Consider the following 22883-nt stretch of genomic DNA (forward strand, 5'->3'; position numbering starts at 1 on the left):
GTGCTTCGCCGTGAGCCGTCCGAAGCCGTCAGTTTTCAACCGGTACCAACACTGCTCCGTTGCAACCAGCCCCGATTGCACTCCACACTTGGACGATGTCGGCCCGATGCAGGTGAAGCAACACTGGCTGGGCGGCCACGCCAAACAGGCCAGCTCATGGCCTGGTGATGGATGCGCAATTCGAGCCGGGCTCAATAGCCTGAACGAGGTGAGCGTCAGGGATCATGCAGCCCGACCCAGCTCGCAAGCTGACGCAGCGATCGCGTGGATCTCGAGATACGCCCAGGCAAAGCGGGTGTTGGCGCCGGAATGATCCCGCAACCTGCCTGCAGGCACGCTGGAACGCAGGCGGTGTCTTGCTACACTCAACACACCTAAGGAACCGGGGGTGCCTTGTCATGCAGCGGCTTAGGATAGATTTGATTGCGGCTGCGCGGCCGAACTTCATGAAGGTCGCGCCGCTGTTTCACGCATTGCATGCGCAACCCTGGTGCCACCTGCGACTGGTACACACCGGCCAGCACTACGACCAGAACATGTCGGGAGCTTTCTTCCGTGACCTGGGTTTGCCGTCGCCGAATCTGCATCTGGGTGTAGGCAGCGGCAGCCATGCGGAACAGACCGCCAATGTGATGCTTGCCTATGAAGGCGCCTGCGCCGCGGATCGAGCAGACCTGATTGTGGTGGTCGGGGATGTCAATGCAACGCTCGCCTGCGCACTGGTCGGCGCGAAGTTGTGCATTCCGGTGGCGCATCTGGAGGCAGGGTTGCGCAGCCGCGACCGCAACATGCCCGAAGAGATCAACCGACTGGTGACCGATACGCTGGCCGACATCCTGTGGACGCCGTCGCCTGACGCGGATGAGAATCTCGCGGCCGAAGGCGTGGCGCCGGAAAGGGTCACGCGCGTCGGCAACATCATGATCGATTCCTACGAACTGATGCGCGAGCGCATTGATGCCAGCGGCGAGCGGCGGCGACTCGGGCTGGAGAAGCGCGAGTACGCGGTGGTGACCTTGCACCGTCCTGCCAACGTGGACACCCCCGCACCGCTCGCTTCACTGGTCAGTCAACTAACGCGCATCGCGGCCAGATTGCCGCTGGTGTTTCCGGTGCATCCGCGCACCCGCAAGAATCTTGAAGCCTTCAGCCTCTGGACAGACCTGGTGGCAACGAGCGGCATGCAAGTCGTCGAGCCGCTGGGCTATGTGGATTTCATGAACCTTGTCTGTGGCGCGCGCCTCGCCATCACGGATTCGGGCGGTATCCAGGAGGAAACCACCTATCTGGGCATACCCTGCCTGACGTTGCGCAACACCACCGAGCGGCCGATCACCGTCACCGAGGGCAGCAACCGGCTGGTGACGGTCACCGAACTGGAGCGAACAGTGGAAGAGGTTCTCGCTGGTCGCTGGACGCACGGACGCAAGCCCGAACTCTGGGACGGGCAGGCCGCAGCGCGCGTAGTGGACGATATCCGTCGACGACTGTCGATCGCGCCGGAGCGCTCGGTCGAGGAAGCAGGGGTTGTCGGGTTCCCCAGTCAGCAAGCGCTGGGCAATGCCTGAATCCGAGGGAGAGCGGCGTCCGGCTGAGCGCAGACAGCCGGGTCGCCAGCGATCGCCACGCCATGCATATCATCGTCGTCATCAGTTACCTGGCTGCCGCTGTCGCGTACCTAGCGGGCTCGACGCTGCTTGCAGTTAGTTGGCGCGGCCAGCGTACCGGAGGCCGGCTGATCCTGGCTACAGCGGTCTCGGCCTTGTGGGCTGCGTTTCTGGTTTACACCGAATGGCAGCGCAGCGTGGCTGTCAATTGGTTACTTATGGCCGAAGTGCTGCGCTACGGCGCGTGGCTCGTGTTCCTGAGCGCCCTCATCGGCACCGGACAGATGGCGGGGCTACTGGGCCGCTTCCGCATCGGTGCACACGCGCTCTGGATCGCACTCGCGCTTTATTGCATGTTGCCGGCGACCGACTTATTCCAAACCGTCGTGCTGCCATTGAGCGTCAATGTCCCGCTGGTCGGGGTGTTGATCCTGGCCTTGCTCGGCGTGGTGTTTCTCGAACAGATCTACCGCAACACCGCGCCGGAACGGCGCTGGGCGCTCAAGTTTCTGGTGATTGCGCTTGGCGTGTTGTTCGCCTATGACATCTTTTTGTATTCCTACGCTGTGCTGTACCGGCAGTTCAACCCCAGCGCCTGGGCAGCGCGCGGCTTCATCGACGCGTTGCTGGTGCCGCTGTTGCTGGTAGCGGCGGTGCGCAACCCGAAGTGGTCACTGGAGGTCGGGGTTTCGCGGCGCGTGGTGTTCTATTCCACGAGTCTGATGGTGGTCGCGTTCTACATCCTTGCCACGGCGGTCGGCGGTTATTACGTGCGGCTGTACGGGGGAGACTGGGGCAGGGTCGCGGAAATCACACTCGTCTGTTTTTCGCTGCTGAGCGCGGTGTCGATTGTGTTCTCCGGACGGGCGCGCTCGCATCTGCGGGTATTCCTGTCCAAGAATTTCTTCAGTTTTCGGCACGACTACCGCGAGGAATGGTTGCGGCTGACCGTCACGTTGTCGACCGGCGATGCCGACCTGCGGTTGCGCGCTCTTCGCGCGATGGCGCAGACCATGGACAGTCCGGCGGGCGTGCTGTTCATGCGTGGCGACACCGACGATTTTGTGCCGGAAGCGAGCCTGAACATGCCCACGCCGGCTGGGCTGAAACTCCCGGCATGTGCGCCTGCGTTGGAGTTCATGCGGGGGCGCCGCTGGATTTACGATCTGGACCAGCCACCTCCGCTGGGCGACGAAGAGCTGCGGGCGCCCGCGGAATTGATCAGCTTGCCGCGAGCGTGGCTGGCGGCCCCGCTGGTGCTGGAAGACCGCCTCATCGGCTTCGTGGTGCTGGCGCAGGCGCGCGCACGCCGCGCGTTCGATTGGGAGGATATTGATTTGCTGAGGGCCGCCGGCAGCCAGGTAGCCAGCACCCTGGCGCAGGCGGCGGACGCGCAGCGCCTGGCCGAAGCGCGCCAGTTCGAGGGCTTCAACCAGCTCACCGCTTTCCTGATGCATGACCTCAAGAATGTCGCGGCCCAGCAATCGCTGCTGCTGCAGAATGCCGAGCGCCACAAGCACAATCCGGCGTTCATGGACGACATGCTTGCGACCGTGGGGAATTCAGTGCAGCGCATCTCGATGCTGCTCGACCAATTGTGCGGCGACGCGACGCCAGCTGCGAGCGGTCGCGTGCAACTCGGGGTGGTAATCGACAAGGCGCTCGCCGAGTGCAGCGCGCAGTCGCCTCGACCGGAGTACCGGCCCAGCGCGGAGGACCTGTGGGTGCGCGCCGACGCTGACCAGCTTGCCACGGTGCTGGGCCACGTGATCCGCAACGCCCAGGACGCGGCGCAGGTCCGCGGCCATGTTACGCTCAGGGTAGAGCGCGCTGCGGGCGATGCCGCGATCGAAATCGAGGACGACGGACCCGGCATGGACGAGGATTTTATCCGCAACCAGCTGTTCAAGCCGTTTTTCACCACCAAGGCAAGCAAGGGTATGGGCATCGGCGCCTACCAGGCTCGCAAGTACGTGCATTCGCTGGGCGGAGCGATGAGCGTGCGCAGCATCCCCAGCCAGGGGACGGTATTCGCAATCCGGTTACCGCTGGCCAAGCCCGCCGGGGATGCAACTTCGGACAGCAAGCTGAGGGCTGCGTCATGAGCGAGTGGCAGCGCCGCCTTTTGATCGTCGAGGATGACGTCGGCCTGCAGCGCCAGCTGCGCTGGAGCTTCGAGGATTACGACGTGGTCATGGCCGGCGACCGGGCCGCCGCGCTCTCCCTGCTGCGCAGCCACGAGCCTGCCGTCGTACTGCAGGATCTCGGTCTGCCGCCGGATGCGGCGGGCACCACCGAGGGCTTCGCCACGATCACGGATATCCTGCAGCAGGCGCCCCATACCAAGATCATCGTGGTCACCGGCAACGGCGATCGCGACAACGCCGTCAAGTCGATCGGATGCGGCGCCTACGATTTCTGTTCCAAGCCGCTGGATCTCGATGTCCTGCGCCTGATCGTGGATCGCGCCTTCCGGGTTTACGAACTCGAAGCCGAGAACCGCCAGCTCAAAAGCCAGTCGGCCGCGACACTCGACGGCATCATCGGCAGCAGTGAAGTCATGCGCGCCGCCTGCCGGCTGGTGGAAAAGGTAAGCCCTTCGAACGCCACTGTCCTGCTGCTCGGCGAAACCGGGACCGGAAAGGAGCTGTTCGCACGTGCAGTGCATCGCCTGAGCAAACGGCGCGACGGTCCGTTCGTGGCGATCAACTGCGCGGCGATTCCGGAGCCGCTGCTTGAAGCCGAGTTGTTCGGCTACGAGAAAGGTGCCTACACGGGCGCCCACAAGCAAACCAAGGGCAAGATCGAGCTGGCCGCTGACGGCAGCTTGCTGCTCGATGAGATCGGCGACATGCCGGTTGCGTTGCAGGCGAAGCTGCTGCGCTTCTTTCAGCAGCGCGTGGTGGAACGCATCGGCGGCCGCGAGCTGATCCCGGTGGATGTGCGCGTCATCTGCGCGACCCATCAGGACCTGCACGCGCTGATCCGTGCAGGGCGCTTCCGTGAGGACCTCTTCTACCGCGTCAGCGAAGTGAGCATCCTGCTTCCGCCCTTGCGCGACCGGGTTGGCGACGTGGCGCTCCTCGCACGGTATTTTCTTGAGCAGGCCGCCAGTCGCCACGGGCGCAATATCCACGGCTTTACTCCCAAGGCACTCAAGGCAATCGAGGCATACCCTTGGCGCGGCAACGTGCGCGAGCTGGAGAACGCGGTAAACAGCGCGGTCATCATGGCGGAGGGCAAGCAAATCGGGGTCGAGGAGTTGCACTTCGGCGCGATCAGCGGCGGCGATGCCCTGAACCTGCATGAGGTGCGGGCCGTCGCCGAAAAGCGAGCCATCGAGAGGGCCTTGAGCCAGGCCGGCGGCAACCTCACGCGGGTGGCGGACTTGCTCGGTGTCAGCCGGCCGACACTGTACGATCTTTTGGACAAGTACGACTTGAAGAAGCCTGCCCACGCAGACTGACTCCGCGCACCGCGCGGCGGTAAGCCAAAGGGGTGACGATATGCGCTTGACCAAGCTCAATACTGGAGCCGTCCGCCACGGTTTGGCGCTGCTTTGCATCAGCCTGTTGCTGGTCGGCTGCGGCTTGGCGAAAGGACGGGGAAGCCTGGACGCCGGCGCAAAGTACCAAGCCAATGGAGAGTATCGCGCGGCCTATATCGAGGCCAAAAAAGTCCTGCAACGCGACAGCCAGAACGGCAACGCCTGGCTGCTGCTCGGGCAGGCTTCGCTGATGCTCGGAGATCCGGCGGGCGCCCTGGGCAGCCTGCAAAAAGCCAAGGATAACGGCGTGCCGAAAGCACGCTGGGTGGTGCCGATGGGGCGGGCGCTGCTGGTAACACGGCAATACGACAAGCTGCTCGTCACCGTGTCTTCCGAAAAGTCTTTCGAACGTCCGGTCGCTGCAAGCGTGGAGGCCCTGAGGGGCGACGCCCATCGTGCGCTAACGCAAAACGACCAGGCCCTACAATCGTACAAGACGGCACTGACACTGGACCCCAGGAATCCCCGCGCACTGGTAGGGCTCGCTACGCTGGCCGCCATCGCCAACGATCCGGTTTCGGCCGACCAGTACCTGCAGCAGGCGCTGGCGGCCTCGCCGGAAAGCCCCCAGGCGTGGGTTGCCAAGGGTGATCTGGCATTCGAAAGCGGTGATTTTGCGGGCGCTGAGTCGGATTATCAGAACGTGCTCGGCTTCAAGAACCCCGACTGGATGCCGCAGGAGCATTTTTACGCGCTGACCCGGCTCGCCAACGCCCAGGTGCAGCAGAACCAATTGGACAAGGCCTTGGCCAGCATCAAGACGCTGGAGGAAATGACGCCGCAGCAGCCGTATCCCCGCTATCTGCACGCCGTGGTGTTGTACAAGCAGGGACATTTCGACGACGCGATTTTCCAGCTCCAGCAGTTGCTCAAGGTGTCGCCCGACAATCCGCAAGCGCAAATGCTCACCGGCGCAGTCAACTACGCGCAGGGCAACTACAGCCAGGCGGAGATGTACCTCAGCAACGTCATGGGTACGGACCCGAAGAACGTCGAAGCACGCAAGTTGCTGGCACTGACGTTGTACCGTGAAGGACGCTCACGCCAAGCACTGGACATGCTGCGCCCGGCCATACCGGGCACACCGTCCGACACCGAGCTGTTGGCTCTGTTGCAGCGGGCTTCTGCCGAGGGGACATCGGGGACGGCAGTTTCAGCAGCGCGGTCGGGCGTTCCCGCAATGGAGGAAAGCCATCCTTCCGACACCCGGTTCGCCCAGGCCGGCAAGGCGCTCGCCGGCGGGAATGCTTTCGAGGCCATACGCCTGCTGCAGAAGATTCCCGCGGGCGACGCAGCCAGCGAGGCGCAACGCGCGCCCATGCTGGCCATGGCCTATATCCGTGAGAACCATCCAGACGAAGCGGTCCGGACAGCAGCCGAATACGCCAGGAAGAATCCGCAAAACAGCGCCGCGCACCTGCTGTATGGGACCACGCTGGTTGCCGCCGGCAAGCGTGCCGAAGCGCGCGCCCAGTATCTCGAAGCGTACAAGCTGGATCCGAAGAATATCAACGCGCTGCTGAGCCTCGGCAGCCTGGATTCACTTGATGGCCATTACAAGGACGCTGTGGGCCGCTACGAAACGGTATTGAAACAGGACCCGCAAAACGCCCTGGCCATGACGGCACTGGGTCGGCTCGCCATGGCGCAAAACGACAAGGCGCAAGCGGCGAAATGGTTCAGGCAAGCCATCAAGGCGGCGCCGAAGGCCGGTGCTGCGTACGTCGGATTAGTGCTGCTGTACAGCGAAAGCGGTCAATTTGAAGAGGCCGCCGGCACCGCCAGGCAGTTTGTAGACGCCGCTCCCGACAATCCGGCGGCGCTCAATGCCTTCGGCGCGGCAGAACTCAACGCCGGCCATCACAACGAGGCGTTGAAACCGTTGCAGCAGGCGGTGAACCTTGCGCCGCAGGTCCCCTTGTACCGCACCAATCTGGCGCGTGCGCAAATCCTCAACAATGACATCAAGACTGCTGCAGGCAATCTCGACGAGGTGATCAAGGCGGATCCGGGAGAGCTGGGCGCGGTGACGTTGCGGGCATTCATGAAGTTGCATGACCACGATCCGCGCGGCGCAATCTCCATGGCACAAACGCTGCAAAAGCAGCCAGCGACCAGGGTGGCGGGCTTCAGCCTGGAAGGGGACCTGTACATGGCTGAGAAGTCCTGGAGCAAGGCCGCCCTGGCCTACCAGCAAGGATTGAAGATCGACAACGTGCGCCCGCTGGTGGTCAAGAGCTTCATGGCGCTGAGCGAAAGTGGCGCCGGGCAACCGGATGGCGTACTGCGCGATTGGCTGGCCAAGCACCCTGACGATGCGTCCATGCGCCTGTTGTTGGCCCAGTACTACATGGGCCACGCGCAAAATGCGCCGGCTGCCACGCAGTACGAACAGGTGTTGAAGTCTTATCCAACCAATGTTGACGCGCTCAACAACCTCGCCTGGATCTACACCGAGCAGCACAATCCCAAGGCTTTGGCGCTCGCGGAGCAGGCTTACAAACTGGCGCCTGGCCCGCCCGGCGTTGCGGACACTTATGCCTGGGCGTTGATCGCCGACAACCAGCCCAAGACCGCGTTGCCACTCCTGGTGAACGCGGCCAAGGCGGCGCCGAATGTGCCGACCATTCAATATCACCTGGCAGTGGCGCAGGCGCGCACGGGCGACAGAGCCAGCGCTCGAACCACGCTCGAGACGCTGCAAAAATCAGGTGCCGACTTTCAGGACAAGCCAGCCGCGGAAAAACTGTACCGCGCGTTGAGCAGGGCAGGTGGTGGCGGTCCTGGCAGGTAGTGCCATTTATCATCTTGTTGTTGGCGGCATTGTGTCTGGTCGACCACAGGATCAAGGCGCATGTGTTCGATCATATCGAGGTTGATTACGATCGAACCCCGCTCCACTCGAGTTTGGGCTACCTCAACCCGGAGCAGTTCGAGCTGCCCCACGTCGCATAACCGGATGTCTGGGGAACAGGGGCCAGATCAGCCGCGGCACCCGCCCGCTTGCAGACAAATGACGCAGATGAGGTCTCATGTGCCCGCCCGCGCGCCCGACGCGGAATGGCTTCTCAGTCGGTAGAGTCTGGCTAAAACCTAGGCTGATAAAGCGATATCGCGGTCGGCGAGGCGAGGGGCAGGCTCGCGACCCGGATCAATACCATAGCGGTCTTTCAAAAAGCCCTCTATCGCGGAATCACGCAGTTGCTCCGGCTCAAACGCGAAGCGATGCGAGAACGCACTGGCGGGTACCGGGTTGTCGCGCGCATCAGCGAGCCCCCGGGGCAACTCGTCTTTCGCCAATTCTTCGCGCAGACGGAGGCGCAAGGGTACCACCGGGTTGTTGCGCACCAGCGGGTAGCTTGTCGGTGGCGCGAATTTCCCGAAGCCGTAACAGCGTTCGTAGAACTGGGCATGTCGTGGATGCACGCCGATAACGATATCGGTCAAATCGGTGTGCAATCCATAGTGAATGGCCCAGCGCATCATGCTGAACAGGGCCCCGACGCCGCGTGAAGCAGACTGGCGACGATCAGCCAGCATCCCCACCTCAAGCAGGCGGCCCCCTTTTCGTCGCAGCTCATCCAGATGTCGCCCATATACGCTATCCAGCGCGAGCCCCATGGGGTTATCGCGGAACAACGTCATCGTATAGCCGACCTCCGGCCCTTCCGGCCCCCATATCACAGCTGCATGGTGCCCCACAGCAGCCGGAGCGGCATGAATGCCAAACGAATTTTCGTCGATCAGGCCCATTTGCGAGTAGCGTTGATACACCAACCGCCAAGCCGACTCCACCTGCTCTAGGCTGGTCGCGCATGAACACGGCGGTTCGCTGCTGCGCACGGCTGAACGCGGAAGGCGCGCCGTGATGTCGATGACTGTCTTGCTCTCCGGCCATGCTTGGCCGGAGGCGGTTTTCGAGTTGTCGGAAACTTTCATGGCTGTAACGAAACCTGATCAGGCCTGGACCGCGGACAACATCCATGCCTTCGGTCGTTCAGAGACGGTCAGTGTCCATAGTGGACGCTGTTCCCCTTCCGTTACATCTTGTCACGGCTTTGTGAAATATAAGGTAGGAGCAAGCTATGATTGTGTGAGCTGCATACGAAAAAAGCGGATCAAGATACGGAAAATCCGGCTTTTTTCGTGAATTGTGTGGTTGGTCCGCCGCCAAACTTAGGGGCTACCCCAGGCGGCCTCGCTGACGGGACGGAAACGCTCTTCACGCAACCTCTCGGGTTGTCCGCGGCGTGGCGCGTGGTCAAGTCGACTTTCGGCCGTCGGAGGGCGCATCGTGTTTCAGATCGAGAACACGGCGAACCGGCTCGTCTGTCCGGCGTGCGGGGCGGCCGACCAGCCATCAACCGGCAGTTGCGGCGCGGTCGGCATCTTAACTTTTACGGAGCTGGGAGCCTGCATGCCCACATGCCATGCGTGGGCTGCCGGGTTGCGAAAAGACGCAGGTCTAGGTGCCGTGGTCGCACCCCGACCCGGACTCACGCGGACGCCGGAAGTCTCCGTGGTGGTCGTACGCGCGGAAGTATGGGGTTCAGGTCAGCCCGCGAGGCAACCATCCAGCGTGCTCGGGATGGCGGAAGCCTTCCGTTTGACATCGATGATTTAAGGTTTTGCTTCTTGAAGGACGGTTCCGGGGGCGGCCTTTATCCCCGGTACGGTGGTTGGACCGGCGAGCTGAATGTTCGGTGTAATCTCGATTGGCCGGAATACCTCACCGATCTCGGGGTGTTTTGGGTCAACTCACACAACTGTGCATATATGAAGGGCGCGGGCCGTGAACCGGGAGACCAAAGCAGCCATCCTGTGCGCGGGCATAGCCGCGCCCTCGGCGGACAATTCGCAGCCATGGCGGTTTGAATGGTGCGGCGACGATCTGGATCTTCGAATCGACGCGGGCCGTAGCGGTCGCGTATCGGATTCCCGATATGTCCTGAGCGACCTGGCCGCCGGCGCATGCGTTGAAAACATGATCATCCACGCCCGCTCGCTCGGTTATGCGGGGGACGTGCAGACTTTTCCGCGCCTCGACGACGAGCTGTGGGCCGCCCGCATCCGTTGGTATCGCGATCCCGAGCGCGATCAACCCGAGCCGCTGGCTGGTGCGATCGAACAGCGTCGCACCGACCGCCGCTTTCCCTGGCGTGGCCCGATCACGCCCGAAACGCAGGCGCGCCTGAATGCCCAGGCCGAGCTGATTCCCGGGCAGCGGCTTTATTGGCCGCAGACCTCGCGCGAGAGAAAAGCAGCACTCGGCGTCATCAGGCAGGCCGAGACGCTGCGTTTCCGGAGCCCGACGCTGCATGCGGAACTGTTTTCGAGCATCCGTTTTTCCGCTGGCTGGCACACCACCTGCGAAGAGGGGTTGGCCCCGGCCACGCTGGCCGTGGAAGCACCGGTGCGCCCGATCTTCCAGGCGCTGCGTCATCCTGCGCTAATGCGCATGCTCAACCGGCTGGGCACGGCGTCTGTTCTGGGGTGGCGCTCGGCCTGGCTGCCCATCCGGCTGTCGCCCGGGCTGTGTCTGCTCGTCATTCCGTCCACGGCGCGATCGGATGTGCTCGCGGGCGGCCGGGCTTTGGAGCGAGTGTGGCTTCAGGCAAGCCTGGACGGTCTGTCGGTCCAGCCGTATGCCGCGGCGGGAGTGCTCGGCCTGGGATTTGTACCCGTCGAACCGGCCTTTCAGCGGTCTGTTTCGCGGCTGGGTGCCTCACTGGGCGAGTTGTGCGGGCCGGGTTACGGCTTGGTGTTCTTGCGGCTCGGCTACTCGCGATCCGCACCGCCCACTCGCAGTGGGAGGCGCGTGCCGGGAAGTTTCGCCGCGCCGCCATAACTGGCCATGCACGATCTTCGTTCGTGTGCGATGGCTTCGCCCACGGCGCGCCCTTGGTTCGTGCCCATCCGCCGCGCGTTCTGCAGGCCTTGATAGTCGCGCGTCGCAAAGGTCACCTGCGGGCATTGCCCTGGCCAAAGTTCGCGGCTTCCCATCGATGAAGTGAAGGGCAGGTGATTTCCGCTGTACGTCGAAATCCTTTACTAGCGCGGCTTGATGTCAATGCCACCGGACACACTGCAACAAAAACAGTTTGTTACATGAATTTCGGCGGTGCGCGGAGACTCATGCCGCCGTTTCGGTGTCGGAATACCTTACAAATACCGAGTAAACCCGACAGTTTTTAGCGACTAATTCAATTAAAAACAGCATGTTGCATCTCTGGCATCCCCTTTGCTTTATTCGGCTTACAGCGCAAGCACACTCTGGGCTGCTGTCCGTGATTGTTTTTTAGATCGGCTAGGAGGAGAGGAACATGTTGAAGAAAAAGACTATCGGAGTCGCACTCGCATGCGCGCTGGCGCTGGGTGCGTGGAGTGGATCAACACTTGCCACTCCCATAAATGTGGGCGGCGTCGTGTGGGATCCCAGCAGTCCGTTGGACCTGACCGTCCAGGCAGTCAATTTCCGCGAAACGAGCGTTTCGATGGTCGGCAACGTGCTGACCGGCTACGGGGAGATTGCCTCGTTCAACGGGACAAGTCAGTCAACGTTTTGTCCGGGTTGCGACCTCAACTTCACCTTCCAGTACACGGTGTCGAACATCACCGGTAACCAGGTTGAGTTCAGCCCGGGATCCATCAGCTTTTTCGTTGACAACACCAACAGCTTCAATGTGCTGAATCCGGCTACGGCCGGCGTCGGTACGCCGTGGCTCACGTTGTCCGGCCATACGGGTGCGGTGCTCGGCTTTGGGGGCACAGCGCAGCTTTTCTCCACGATCGTTGGCACTGTCGCCAATCCCCTGACTGGATCCAACGGACTCGGGTTCTTGGACGCCACCGGAGGTCCTGCAGCCGACTACTTCCAGACCCATACCCAAGCCGACGGGCTGGGAGGACTCGCGGACTTTACGCTTAATTCGGAGTTCCTGGAGTCGATAGTCAGAGGGTGCTCGAGTACCCCTTCACCGGATCCAACCAACATCTGCCACTATCCGATTACGGGAACGGCCACGTTGATCGGCAGGACCGCAGTACCCGAGCCGGGTGAGATCGGTTTGCTGGGCCTTGGGCTGACCGCCCTGGGCTTGCTTGTCCGGCGGCGCGGCAAAGAAAGAGAGACCGGGCGGCGCGCATAGAGCTGGCCTCCTGATGCGTGCGGTTTGACGTTCGATGGCACCGCTTTGCGAAGCGGTGCCATTTTCTGGGTGCCGCTTGCGCTGAACGGCTTCGCAGGCCAGTCGGCGCAACCCGGTTCCTGCACCACATGCGGCTCCTATCCGAGGTCGTGACACATCAAGGCACGGTTCGGAACAGGCAAGCGACACCACAGCGGAAGTGGCTGCATCGGTCGTCCGAACCTGGCCCAAGGTCCAGTGCCGGCAATGTTTCCGCACAACGCCAGACCATCTTGCGCGACCCATCTCTCGTCGATGGCTTCAAGCCGATGGGCAGTTTCCTCTGCGCCAGCCTCGGGAGCAGTCCCGTCGATGATGAGCCGCCAGGTCTGCGCAAGCTTTACGTCGCATACCCACAGATTTTCCATCCATGTATCCACCATGCATGCACCCGATCAATCGCGACCCCTGGGGCGCAATGGCGGGAATGTGTAGCGCCGCCAGCCGGTATTGCCGTACCGGCTTGGCAGCAGCTTTACGCAATAATGCCGAGGGCGGATGTCCATGATGTCTGATGCACCGGTCACGCCTGAGCCGTTCGACTACGCAACGGCATTCAGCCGGACGATCGGCTGGATAACCGCGACCGAGCAGGCGAAGCTGCGCTCCAAGCGAGTGGCGATTGCTGGACTCGGCGGTGTGGGTGGCAGCCATCTGTTGACCCTGACCCGACTCGGCATCCAGTCGTTCAACCTGGCGGATCTCGACCGTTTTGGCACGGAAAATTTCAATCGACAGGCCGGGGCGTTCCAGTCGACCATCGACCAGCCCAAGGTCGACGTCATGGCACGGATGGCGCGGGACATCAATCCGGATCTGGACATCAACAAATTTCCCGGCGGCGTCACTCTTGACAACATGGAACAATTTCTGTCGGGGGTCGACCTGTACGTCGACGGGCTGGACTTTTTTGTACTTGATATCCGCGCCCGGCTATTCGCCCTGTGCGCCGAACGCGGTATCCCGGCGATTACCGCGGCGCCGTTGGGCATGGGTGCCGCGGTGCTGGCGTTCCTGCCGGGCCACATGACATTCGAAGAGTATTTTCGACTGGAAGGCAGCACGCCGAACGAGCAGTTGCTGCGCTTTATGGTGGGACTGGCACCCGCCGTGCTGCATCAAGGCTATCTGGTCGATCCCTCCGCGGTGGACCTGGTCCATCAGCGGGGACCGTCGACGCCCATGGCGTGTGAAATCTGCGCCGGAATAGCCGGCACACAGGCGTTGAAGATCCTGCTTGGCCGGGGCGAGTTGATCGCGGCACCTCACGGCCTGCACTTCGACGCCTACCGCAACAAGCTCGTACGCACGTGGCGGCCGGGGGGCAACAACAATCCACTGCAACGACTGCTTCTTTCCCTGGCGCGTCGCCGTTTCATGCGCCGGTAAGCACTGCACGCACAGACAAGCGAAGGGAAGGGAAGGGGACGTCTAGCTGTGTAAGCCCAACGGGTTGTTCCTAGCACCCGGGATGCGGGAAATGTGACGTTGCCGGTTGGTCCCAAATCGGCGTTTCCACGATTCGGCAGTGTCGGAAAATCTTACGCTTTTGAGCTTTATTCCGGCACATAAAAAGCAAATAGTGCATTTGAATCAGTCATATATGATTTGGCACGGAGAGTGCTTGATTTATTGGCAGAGAGCATCCTGCCAGTTTCCCAATTTCAAGCGCGGAGTCAGTCACGTGAAGAAGATCATCCCCATCCTGTTGTTCGGTCTGGTAGCAGTCACAAGCCCGCTGACTTACGCCACGCCAATCTCGACGACCATAGAGCTGGGTACAGTTTTCACCGGCACATCACCGAGCGGGAGTGCGCCGTGGCTGACCGCCACTTTCACCTCCAACACGGGCGCTCACACCGGTACGCTGGTGTTGACCTCCCATCTAAATGGCTCCGACTTTGTCGGCGGCCCCAATATTGGCTGGGGATTTTTCCTGAATACCGGAACTTCGAGCATTACATGCACCGGGGGAAACTGCGCCGACAACACGTTTTCGGGTGGCAGTTACAACGCTGGCCCGCTCGGAAAGAACTGGAATCTGGCCTTTGAGTGGCTGGCTGGAGATCGGTTCGTAAGCGGTAATACGGCGGCCTACGACATCACCTTCAACAGTGGTCTGACAGGTTCACCGTTCATTGCCAATCCCGATCCCAAGGCCGAGAGCTGGCGGTCGGTTGCACATGTTCAGAACATTGGTAAATCCGGCGCCAGTGGCTGGATCACTGGAACCGATGCGCCTACCAACGTACCGGAACCGTCGGTGCTCGGCATGTTCGGGCTCGGCACACTCCTAATCGGATTATTTGTGGGTTTGCGTCGGCGCTCCCGCAGCGAGGCCACTAATTCAAGTTCGTTCTAAGGCCAGCAATTCTTCGACAAGTAACCTCCGGCGACGGGGGGCTTTTTTATTGCTGCGCTGAGATCGATTGATCGAAGTGAACCGCTCCCGGTTTCGCGGAGACTGTCTGGTTTAAGTCAGGTCGCCACCATGGTGCCCTGACGGGAGAGATGCGGGGAGTAGTTTGCTTGCCCACCTCGGTGACAAAGCCCACCCGACGCTGCGTACCCCAAAGTCCCCCTCCAATCCCGCCAATACGGCCCGTCGTTTGACGATCGCCGCCATTAAGCCGGGGAGGAGGACAGGGCCCACCCGATCCATCCAGATCATCCGAAAAATCACCCTCGTGGATCCTTGCCACCTCGAGCCACGCTGACAGCGCCAGAGCGCCATGGCCCAGGATCGGTTTGTCCGGCGTCGAATCCGCTTTCACCTTCGCTTGCTGCGTCTTCGAATACTCCAGCCGGTAGATATAACCCTCGTCGCCCGTCTTGCGCAGATTGGCTATTTGTGCCCATCCCCCGATAGTATAAAATAAGCGCAAAAATCTCTTATATAACAATTAGCTATCTTCGTCGTGACTAGGGCGTCGGATGTTCGCTCACGCCGGATTCCCACGAGGTACCGCTTCAGCCTCATGGGCGCCAGAGGTACTGACGGTGCGCAGTTGAGCAAATGTTTCTTCCAGTACGTCCAGCCGACCTTGGCTGGCGGCGCGCTGGGCCTCTGCCTCTCGCCGGTGGTCCCGTTCGGTAGTCAGTTGAGTTTCGGCCGCCGCGAGCTGGGTTTGCAGTTGCACCTGCCCTTGTTCGGCCTGGGCCAACCGGATCTGCAAGGTCGGATGCTCCTTGGCCAGCGGCAGATTCGCGTCGTAGGCGTACTGCAGTTTCTGATGCTCGGTGCGGAACTGGCGGAACTCCTTGTCGAGCTGATTGATATGCTCGGTCATCCGAGCATTTTCGCGGTTGAGCTGCAGTAGTTCGTGATTCTTGCTCGTGATGGTGTCGTTGGCTTGTCGCAGCTCGACCTGCAGTCCCTGCACCTGGTGTTCGTGCCGGCGCTGCTCTTGGTCGCGCTGTTCCTTGACGGCCGTCCGATAGTGCTCCAAGGCATCGCGGGCATGTTGGTGTTTGTCCTCCAGCGACTGAATGTGCGTTTCGTGCTCAGTCAATCGAGCGGTCATGCCCGCGACCCGCTCCTCCAGCTGTTGGACGAGCAACGCGCGATCGCGAAGCCCCTGCTGGGCCTGCTCGTGGGCAGCTTTTTCGTCGTGCAGAGCGATATCGGTGCGCTGCAGCTGCGTACTGAGCGCCGTGGTCTCTTGACGGTGCTGCTCGATGGTCGCCGTTAGTGTTTGGCGTTCGGCAGTGAAACGCTCCTGTGCTGCGGTGATCCGGACTTCGGCCTCCTCGTGCAGGCGTTCAGCCAGCCGGCCAACCAGATCCTGCAAGGCATCGCTGATCGCCACCGTCGCGCCGACGCGTGGTCCGTCCTCGGCTTCCAGCTCCTTCAGGTAGCGGTGGATGGTGGTCTTGGAGCCGGTATTGCCCAACGCCACCCGTAGCGCATCTATCGAAGGATGCTTTCCCTGCGCCAGCAGACTGGCTCGCGCCTTCTGGACCTCGGTCTTGTACAAGCCGCCACGCGCCATGCCGTTCTCCGATGGATTTCGTAATGCATTACATACCATGTAATTACATACCACTCAACAGCGAAAAACGCTAAGAAAAGGTGCTATTTATCAGGCGGGATAATGTTTGATTATCCCGCCTGAGTCCCGTAAACCATAGCCCGCACCCGTCAGACAATACGTATGACCTGATTTCGTCCGCATCCGGGCCGGCGGCAAGAAATGGATCATTGCTAAGTGCCGTGAAGTGATGCGGCGGCGGCTGGTGCCGAACGATACAAACGCTCGATAGCAAAGGGGCAAAGTGGTACCCCTCCCCAAAGATCAAATCGAACCTCTTGACTTTGGAGTTACCTTCAAGGTTTAGCCTGTGACTATCGCGATGTGGCACGACGGTGGTTCGCCCCGCTGTCGCGCCGAGAGAGTCGAGGGCGCTTGTCATTGAGGAGCAAATCATGAACACGAAACGCAAAGTGGAAGTATTCAGTGCCGGCTGTGCCGTGTGCGACGAGGCGGTGGCGCTGGTCGAGCGTGTGGCCTGCTCGTCCTGCGAGGTCACCGTGCACGACATGAAGGACATCAACGCTGCCAAACGGGCGAAGACACTGGGTATTCGATCGGTGCCCGCCGTCGTCATTGATGGGAAGCTCGCCGCCTGCTGTGAAGGACGTGGGATCGACGAGGCGATCCTGCGCGTTGCAGGTCTGGGTCGGTCCGCGTAACGGGTGGATGACCGGCCACGGAGTCGCCCAAAAGAGCTCTTCGGCCGGCCATCACTTACTTTCTTCGAATCATCCAACACACCATCGAGATCATCATGTTCACGATCGGCAAACTGGCCGGCCTCGCCTCCATCAGTACCGAAGCCCTGCGCTATTACGAGCAGGAAGGACTGATCGTACCGGACGCGAAGAGCGACGCCGGCTATCGGCTCTACCGGCCGGAGTCAGTGCAACGCGTCGGCTTCATTAGGCAAGCGCAGCAGTGCGGTTTTACGCTGGCCGAAATTCGCGAGCTGCTGGCGTTGCGCGTCGAGCAGGCCGCGTGCTGTGGGGACGTACGTCGACTCGCCATCGAAAAAAAGTTGCAGATCGAAGGCAAGATTCGCGTCATGAAATCGATGTCGAAAGCACTCGACGTACTGATCCATGATTGCAACCAGGAACGTCATCCCGTCGTCGAGTGCCCGATCCTCGCGGCGTTGGAAAAACCCAACGCTGCGCCGGTTGGCGGATGACGGCATGAAGCTTGAACTTTTCTACTCGCCCGGCTGCGTCCGCTGTGCCCAGGCGCGCGATGGCCTCAAGACCACTGCGTTTGAGATCGTCGCGGACTTGGATTGGCGAGAACTCAATGTTCTCGATGAACTGGACTACGCCGTGCAATTAGGTGTTCTGACGCTGCCTGCGGTGGCCATCGACGGCGTGCTGGTCTTCACTTCGTTACCCACCAAACGGCAACTCTGTGCAGCGCTTTCCAAACGCTGCAAGGCTGTGAACTGACGTGGATATCGACTCACTTCGCCATGCCGTTGCACATGCCGGTCCGGCGGCCGTCATGGCCAGTTTTCTTGCCGGTCTGGTTTTCAGTTTCAATCCGGTGGCGATGGCTGCCATCCCGGTCTCGCTGGCCTATGTGACCAAAGCTCGCACGAGTCGGCAGGCGTTTGTCTTCGCTGGCATGTTCATTCTCGGCATGATCGTGATCCATGTTGCGCTCGGCCTCGTCGCCGGATTCGGCGGCCTGGGCGTGCAGAAGCTGTTGGATCGCAAGTGGGGCGTGCTGATGGGGCCTGTGCTCATCGTGCTCGGGTTGATGTGGCCGGGATGGATGCGCATTCCGCTGCCAGCGTTCGCCTTCAAAGTGAAGCGTCCGAACAGTTCCTTCGGCGCGTTCCTGCTGGGCATCCCTTTTTCCATCGCGATCTGTCCGATCTGCACGCCAGCGTTGGCCGTGCTGCTCGGTGTAGTCGCCAGCTTGGGTTCGCCTTGGCTTGGCGTATTGCTTTTGCTGGCATTCGCGTTGGGGCGCGCTGTACCGCTGGCGGTGGGTGCGTGGTCACTGGGATGGCTGGAGAATCTCCGTTTCGTCTCGGCCTACCGTCGGGTCTTCGAGATTATCGGTGCGATGACCCTCGTCGCTGCAGGGCTGTACATGCTCAATGCGTACTTTTTCTGGGTACCGGGATTGGCGAGCTGAATCTACGTCAAGCGCACCAGCTACCCGTAGAGCTCTGCAGGGAGTCCATCCCGCATGAGTTTCATTACACACATAGGCGAAACCTGATGCTGACCACAACCGATGAACGCGAACGCCTGCTCAAGGCGCTCGCGTTGGCGACCTTTATCATCTTTTTTCAGGCTTACATGGTGGCGCCGATCATTCCGGTGCTATCGGCGAGCTTTGGAACATCCGTCCAAACGGTGGGTTTGATTGTTCCGGCGTACCTGATCCCCTACGGTTTGGCGACGCTGGCTTTCGGCCTCCTTGCCGATCGTGTCGGCATTCAGCGCCTCATGTTGACCTCACTTGTCATCTTTGCGGTGCTCACAGCAATCACGGCGGCAGCGCAATCGATCGGGCAGTTGACGCTGGGGCGGATACTGACCGGTCTGGGTGCCAGTGGCGTCGTGCCACTCGCCTTGGTACTCATCAGCAGCCTGTTTCCGTACGAGCAGCGCGGACGCCCGCTCGGCTGGCTGTTTGGGGCGATGGCCGGCGGCATGGCTTTCGGCTCGACCTTCGGTGCCGTGCTGGAACCAATCATCGGTTGGCGTGGCCTCTTTCTTCTGGTCTCTTTAGCAGCCGTCGGTGTGCTTCTGGTGCTCTTGCCGCACCGCGCGCTCATTGCGTCGACGAAAAAACCTGTTCCCGGAACGCTGCGAGAGCTATTTCGGGGATATCGCAATCTCCTCGGCACACCGCGAGGACAGCGAACCTATGGCTATGTCTTCGTCAATTCGATATTTCACTCGGGCGTCTTCACGTGGCTCGGCGTCTATTTCGAGCAGCGTTACGGCCTCGGCCCAGTAGGGATTGGCGTGGCGCTGCTCGGTTATGGGGTTCCCGGCTTCCTGTTTGGTCCACTGATTGGGAGGGCCGCCGATCGCTGGGGGCGCGCCCGACTTTTACCCATCGGACTGGGACTCGGCGCACTGGGCGCCGCTGCCCTGATTTTGAATGGCCCCCTGATCTTCGCGATTCTGGCCGTGACCGTCCTTTCTCTGGGCTACGACATGACACAGCCGCTCTTCGCGGGCATCGTCACCGTGCTCGGAGGAAAGCGCCCAGGACAGGCGATGGGCTTGAACGTCTTCGCCCTGTTCGCCGGATTCGGTCTAGGGAGCCTTCTGTTTGGGGAAGCACTTCGATTGGGGTTCGGGGTGGCGCTTAGTGTCTTCGTTGCTGTTCAAGCGCTGGCAACCGCACTGTCCATCAGGTGGTTCCGCTCCGAGATTCCGCTCAGTAGCGCGCCGGAAGAGGCCAACACGAAGGCGGAGGGCATACACTGAATGCAGCTCACGTGTTCTGGTTCAGGCGGTCGAGCAGCGCCGTCGTCGCCGAAGACGGTAGCGGTGCCGTGTCCGCCCATCCAGCTGAATCGAAGCTGTTGCGTCACGCCTTGATCGAAGCAGTATCCGAGCTCGTCATACTGATACTGGAATTCAAGATGACCCATGCTACCGCTCCGACTACGACTGGCTGACCACAACCTCACCGTCCTCCTTGGTAAACGGTTGCGTGATCGGCGGAAGGATGTCGAGCACGACTTCCGAGGGACGACACAGCCGCGCGCCCAGAGCGGTCACCACAAAGGGGCGGTTGATCAGGATCGGATGCTTCAACATGGCATCGAGGATGACGTCATCGGTGATGCCGGCCTCGCCCAATCCCAGCTCGGCGAAGGGCGTTCCCTTTTCACGCAAGGCCTCACGCGGCTTGAGCATGGCTTCGTCAATGAGCTTGATCAGTTGCTCGCGGCTCGGCGGCGACTTGAGATACTCGATCACGGTGGGCTCGATGCCGGCATGGCGGATCAGAGCCAAGGTGTTGCGCGAGGTGCCGCAGTCGGGGTTGTGATAGATCGTGGCGCTCATCGGTGTCGCAGTTCTCATCGTCAGCAGGCTCCACTGGTACAGCAGCTGGTCTTGGCCGATTCCACCACAACCGGAGCCGGCATAGCCACTTCGATCGCGCCGGCGGCCACCAACAAGGCGTGCGCCTCGGCCGCACCCTTGCGCTCGCTGTAGCGGTCGACCAGGTAGTCGCTGCGATCGCGCACCATCAGGGTGAACTTGAACAGCTCTTCCATGACGTCCACAACACGATCGTAGAACGGGGAGGGTTTCATCCGACCGGTGTCGTCGAATTCCTGCCAAGCTTTGGCGACCGACGATTGATTCGGGATGACCACCATGCGCATCCAGCGGCCGAGTACGCGCAATGCATTGACGACGTTGAAGGATTGCGATCCGCCACTGACCTGCATCACGGCGAGGGTGCGTCCCTGCGTCGGGCGCACGCTACCGTCTTCCAGCGGCAGCCAGTCGATCTGATTCTTGAAGACACCGGTCACTGAGCCGTGGCGTTCCGGGCTGACCCAGACTTGGCCTTCGGACCACAGCGACAGCGCACGCAATTCCTGCACCTTGGGATGATTGGCCGGCACGCTGTCCAGGATCGGCAGCTCGTGCGGGTCGAACACCCGCGTCTCGGCGCCGAACTGCCGCAGGATGCGCTCCGCTTCCAGGGCCAGCTTCCGGCTGAACGACTGAGGTCGCAGCGAGCCGTATAGGATCAGGATGCGCGGCGGGTGGCTGGAGTCCGCCGGCAACGCCAGTTTGGCCAAGGTCGGGGTATCCAGCACATCGGCAGCAATGTGGGGCAGATCCAGCATCGTCATGGAAACGGTTCCTGTTGCTTTGATTCAATGATTCTATCATTATGGAAATATAGAATCCAAGCCGAGACCTCCATGCATCCGTGTCGCGTTTTATTCATCTGCACGGGCAATTCCGCCCGCAGCATCCTGTCCGAAGCGACCCTCAATCATCTGGGCAAAGGCCGCTTTGAAGCCTTCAGCGCCGGCAGTCAGCCGACGGGCCGCGTCAATCCCTATGCGATCGAAGAGCTCAAGGCTCTTGGTATTCCCACCGAAGGTCTCAGCAGCAAGTCCTGGGATCGCTTTACGGGGGAAGGTGCGCCGCCGCTGGATATCGTGATCACCGTCTGCGACAACGCCGCGAATGAGACGTGCCCGGTGCTGTTCGGCGATTTCGTGAAGGCCCATTGGGGTCAGCCCGATCCGGCGGCCGCCCAAGGTGCCGGTGCTGCGATCGAGGCCTTCCGGCTAGCCCATACGCTCGTGCTTTATCGAGTCACCGCGTTGGTGAACCTGCCGGTGGAAACGATGAGTCGGGACGAGTTGAAGCAGGCGCTGGATCACATCGGCACCCTCACCGACGCTGAAGAGGAACACGCATGAACCAGCTGTCTGCTGAAGTGGTCGACGCCGATCTGGATACGGCCAGTGGCAATCGCATCGGCTTCTTCGAGCGTTACCTCACGGTCTGGGTCTTGCTGTGCATCGTGGCGGGCACGGTCCTGGGGCATTGGCTGCCGGGCACCTTTGAAACCTTGGGAGGCATGCAGGTCGCCCAGGTCAATCTGCCGGTGGCGGTCCTCATCTGGCTGATGATCATCCCGATGTTGCTGAAGATCGACTTCGGCGCGCTCGGTGGCGTGCGCCGCCAGTGGAAAGGCATCGGTGTCACACTCTTCATCAACTGGGCCGTCAAACCGTTCTCGATGGCGCTGCTGGGATGGATTTTCATCCGCCACGTCTTCGCCGGCTACCTTCCTGCCGCTCAGCTCGACTCCTACATTGCCGGGCTGATCCTGCTGGCCGCTGCACCATGCACGGCGATGGTGTTCGTCTGGAGCAACCTTTGCCACGGCGAGCCGAACTTCACGCTGAGCCAGGTCGCCTTGAACGACACCATCATGGTGGTGGCGTTCGCGCCCATCGTGGCGCTGCTGCTGGGCATATCTTCAATCACGGTGCCATGGAACACGCTGCTGTTGTCGGTGCTGCTCTACATCGTGGTGCCGGTGGCCATCAGCGTGGTGCTGCGCCGCTGGGTGCTTTCACAAGGCGGCGAGCCGCAGCTACAGAAACTGCTTCATCGCCTGGGACCGGTATCCCTGTTCGCACTGCTGGCGACCCTCGTGCTGCTGTTCGGTTTCCAGGGCCAACAGATCCTCGCCCAGCCGGCGGTGATCGCGATGCTGGCCGTGCCGATCCTGATCCAGGTGTATTTCAACTCCGGACTGGCCTATGTGCTCAACCGTCGGTTCGGCGTGCCCCATTGCGTGGCTGGCCCCTCGGCGCTGATCGGTGCCAGCAACTTCTTCGAGCTGGCCGTCGCCACTGCGGTGGGTCTGTTCGGTGTGCACTCCGGCGCCGCGCTGGCCACCGTGGTCGGCGTATTGATCGAAGTACCGGTGATGTTGTCGGTAGTTCGGATCGTCAACGGCAGTAAGCGCTGGTACGAAGCGCCACAGACTTGAT

Annotated in this window: 19 protein-coding genes and 1 pseudogene; 15 read left to right on the forward strand and 5 right to left on the reverse strand. The window is 61.4% G+C overall.

Going from position 1 to position 22883, the window contains the following annotated elements; genetic code table 11:
• Positions 1-398 precede the first annotated feature (398 nt).
• The 4 genes from wecB (at position 399) to prsT (ending at position 7948) form a co-directional block, all read left to right on the forward strand.
• The gene (wecB, locus tag DEO45_RS09335) at positions 399-1568 is read left to right on the forward strand and encodes a non-hydrolyzing UDP-N-acetylglucosamine 2-epimerase (protein WP_114342852.1); all 1170 of its coding nucleotides are present in this window, start codon (positions 399-401) and stop codon (positions 1566-1568) included.
• 62 nt (positions 1569-1630) lie between these two features.
• Entirely contained in the window at positions 1631-3712 is a 2082-nt protein-coding gene (gene prsK, locus DEO45_RS09340) for an XrtA/PEP-CTERM system histidine kinase PrsK (RefSeq protein WP_114342854.1), read from the forward strand.
• Positions 3709-5073: a PEP-CTERM-box response regulator transcription factor gene (prsR, locus tag DEO45_RS09345; protein WP_114342856.1), complete on the forward strand. Its 1365-nt coding sequence runs from the start codon at positions 3709-3711 to the stop codon at positions 5071-5073. The genes prsK and prsR overlap by 4 nt, the downstream gene beginning before the upstream one ends.
• Before the next feature lie 40 nt (positions 5074-5113).
• Positions 5114-7948: an XrtA/PEP-CTERM system TPR-repeat protein PrsT gene (gene prsT / locus DEO45_RS09350; protein WP_114342858.1), complete on the forward strand. Its 2835-nt coding sequence runs from the start codon at positions 5114-5116 to the stop codon at positions 7946-7948.
• Between the two features lie 299 nt (positions 7949-8247).
• Here the strand turns inward: prsT and DEO45_RS09355 are convergent, their stop codons facing one another.
• Entirely contained in the window at positions 8248-9093 is an 846-nt protein-coding gene (locus DEO45_RS09355; protein ID WP_223250834.1) for an N-acyl amino acid synthase FeeM domain-containing protein, read from the reverse strand.
• An 853-nt stretch (positions 9094-9946) separates the two neighbouring features.
• On the opposite strand from DEO45_RS09355, the gene DEO45_RS09360 reads away from it, so the two are divergent.
• The 4 genes from DEO45_RS09360 to DEO45_RS09375 all read left to right on the forward strand — a co-directional run bounded on the left by DEO45_RS09360 (position 9947) and on the right by DEO45_RS09375 (position 14703).
• Entirely contained in the window at positions 9947-11002 is a 1056-nt protein-coding gene (locus DEO45_RS09360) for a hypothetical protein (RefSeq protein ID WP_114342860.1), read from the forward strand.
• 475 nt (positions 11003-11477) lie between these two features.
• On the forward strand, positions 11478-12302 hold the full coding sequence (locus DEO45_RS09365) for a PEP-CTERM sorting domain-containing protein (RefSeq protein ID WP_114342862.1): 825 nt from the start codon (positions 11478-11480) through the stop codon (positions 12300-12302).
• 546 nt (positions 12303-12848) lie between these two features.
• Entirely contained in the window at positions 12849-13730 is an 882-nt protein-coding gene (locus DEO45_RS09370; protein WP_223250835.1) for a ThiF family adenylyltransferase, read from the forward strand.
• 295 nt (positions 13731-14025) lie between these two features.
• On the forward strand, positions 14026-14703 hold the full coding sequence (locus tag DEO45_RS09375) for a PEP-CTERM sorting domain-containing protein (protein ID WP_223250836.1): 678 nt from the start codon (positions 14026-14028) through the stop codon (positions 14701-14703).
• Positions 14704-14857: 154 nt separating this feature from the next.
• Here DEO45_RS09375 and DEO45_RS16695 read toward each other — a convergent pair.
• Positions 14858-15196 (reverse strand): annotated as a pseudogene (locus DEO45_RS16695) (integrase); the annotation flags it as partial.
• A gap of 87 nt (positions 15197-15283) precedes the next feature.
• A complete protein-coding gene (locus DEO45_RS09385; RefSeq protein ID WP_108473220.1) occupies positions 15284-16333 on the reverse strand; it encodes a DNA-binding protein in 1050 nt (349 codons plus the stop codon).
• A 434-nt stretch (positions 16334-16767) separates the two neighbouring features.
• Here DEO45_RS09385 and DEO45_RS09390 point away from each other — a divergent pair, with 434 nt between their 5' ends.
• The 5 genes from DEO45_RS09390 (at position 16768) to DEO45_RS09410 (ending at position 19824) form a co-directional block, all read left to right on the forward strand.
• Positions 16768-17034 carry a thioredoxin family protein gene (locus tag DEO45_RS09390; RefSeq protein ID WP_108473221.1) on the forward strand — a complete coding sequence of 89 codons (267 nt, stop codon included), beginning with the start codon at positions 16768-16770 and terminating at the stop codon, positions 17032-17034.
• A gap of 95 nt (positions 17035-17129) precedes the next feature.
• The gene (locus DEO45_RS09395; protein WP_108473222.1) at positions 17130-17549 is read left to right on the forward strand and encodes a heavy metal-responsive transcriptional regulator; all 420 of its coding nucleotides are present in this window, start codon (positions 17130-17132) and stop codon (positions 17547-17549) included.
• Between the two features lie 4 nt (positions 17550-17553).
• Positions 17554-17814 carry a thioredoxin family protein gene (locus DEO45_RS09400; protein WP_108473223.1) on the forward strand — a complete coding sequence of 87 codons (261 nt, stop codon included), beginning with the start codon at positions 17554-17556 and terminating at the stop codon, positions 17812-17814.
• Between the two features lies 1 nt (position 17815).
• Positions 17816-18511, forward strand: a complete 696-nt coding sequence (locus DEO45_RS09405) for a cytochrome c biogenesis CcdA family protein (protein ID WP_199909891.1) — start codon at positions 17816-17818, stop codon at positions 18509-18511.
• Between the two features lie 86 nt (positions 18512-18597).
• The gene (locus DEO45_RS09410; RefSeq protein ID WP_108473225.1) at positions 18598-19824 is read left to right on the forward strand and encodes an MFS transporter; all 1227 of its coding nucleotides are present in this window, start codon (positions 18598-18600) and stop codon (positions 19822-19824) included.
• A gap of 180 nt (positions 19825-20004) precedes the next feature.
• Here the strand turns inward: DEO45_RS09410 and arsC are convergent, their stop codons facing one another.
• Complete coding sequence (gene arsC / locus DEO45_RS09415; protein WP_108473226.1) at positions 20005-20409, reverse strand: arsenate reductase (glutaredoxin); 405 nt, start codon at positions 20407-20409, stop codon at positions 20005-20007.
• 20 nt (positions 20410-20429) lie between these two features.
• Entirely contained in the window at positions 20430-21215 is a 786-nt protein-coding gene (gene arsH, locus DEO45_RS09420; protein WP_189339712.1) for an arsenical resistance protein ArsH, read from the reverse strand.
• Between the two features lie 72 nt (positions 21216-21287).
• Here arsH and DEO45_RS09425 point away from each other — a divergent pair, with 72 nt between their 5' ends.
• On the forward strand, positions 21288-21797 hold the full coding sequence (locus DEO45_RS09425) for an arsenate reductase ArsC (protein WP_108473227.1): 510 nt from the start codon (positions 21288-21290) through the stop codon (positions 21795-21797).
• Positions 21794-22882, forward strand: a complete 1089-nt coding sequence (gene arsB / locus DEO45_RS09430; protein ID WP_108473228.1) for an ACR3 family arsenite efflux transporter — start codon at positions 21794-21796, stop codon at positions 22880-22882. The genes DEO45_RS09425 and arsB overlap by 4 nt, the downstream gene beginning before the upstream one ends.
• Position 22883 lies beyond the last annotated feature (1 nt).

This window comes from Rhodanobacter denitrificans, from assembly GCF_003335105.1.
Taxonomy (GTDB): domain Bacteria; phylum Pseudomonadota; class Gammaproteobacteria; order Xanthomonadales; family Rhodanobacteraceae; genus Rhodanobacter; species Rhodanobacter denitrificans_A.

Coding starts and splice junctions, on each gene's coding strand:
- prsK (WP_114342854.1), top strand. CDS start 1,631: ATGCATATCATCGTCGTCATCAGTTACCTGGCTGCCGCTGTCGCGTAC.
- arsH (WP_189339712.1), bottom strand. CDS start 21,215: ATGACGATGCTGGATCTGCCCCACATTGCTGCCGATGTGCTGGATACC.
- DEO45_RS09370 (WP_223250835.1), top strand. CDS start 12,849: ATGTCTGATGCACCGGTCACGCCTGAGCCGTTCGACTACGCAACGGCA.
- prsR (WP_114342856.1), top strand. CDS start 3,709: ATGAGCGAGTGGCAGCGCCGCCTTTTGATCGTCGAGGATGACGTCGGC.
- DEO45_RS09385 (WP_108473220.1), bottom strand. CDS start 16,333: ATGGCGCGTGGCGGCTTGTACAAGACCGAGGTCCAGAAGGCGCGAGCC.
- DEO45_RS09365 (WP_114342862.1), top strand. CDS start 11,478: ATGTTGAAGAAAAAGACTATCGGAGTCGCACTCGCATGCGCGCTGGCG.
- DEO45_RS09355 (WP_223250834.1), bottom strand. CDS start 9,093: ATGAAAGTTTCCGACAACTCGAAAACCGCCTCCGGCCAAGCATGGCCG.
- DEO45_RS09395 (WP_108473222.1), top strand. CDS start 17,130: ATGTTCACGATCGGCAAACTGGCCGGCCTCGCCTCCATCAGTACCGAA.
- arsC (WP_108473226.1), bottom strand. CDS start 20,409: ATGAGCGCCACGATCTATCACAACCCCGACTGCGGCACCTCGCGCAAC.
- arsB (WP_108473228.1), top strand. CDS start 21,794: ATGAACCAGCTGTCTGCTGAAGTGGTCGACGCCGATCTGGATACGGCC.
- DEO45_RS09390 (WP_108473221.1), top strand. CDS start 16,768: ATGAACACGAAACGCAAAGTGGAAGTATTCAGTGCCGGCTGTGCCGTG.
- DEO45_RS09410 (WP_108473225.1), top strand. CDS start 18,598: ATGCTGACCACAACCGATGAACGCGAACGCCTGCTCAAGGCGCTCGCG.
- DEO45_RS09425 (WP_108473227.1), top strand. CDS start 21,288: ATGCATCCGTGTCGCGTTTTATTCATCTGCACGGGCAATTCCGCCCGC.
- prsT (WP_114342858.1), top strand. CDS start 5,114: ATGCGCTTGACCAAGCTCAATACTGGAGCCGTCCGCCACGGTTTGGCG.
- wecB (WP_114342852.1), top strand. CDS start 399: ATGCAGCGGCTTAGGATAGATTTGATTGCGGCTGCGCGGCCGAACTTC.
- DEO45_RS09400 (WP_108473223.1), top strand. CDS start 17,554: ATGAAGCTTGAACTTTTCTACTCGCCCGGCTGCGTCCGCTGTGCCCAG.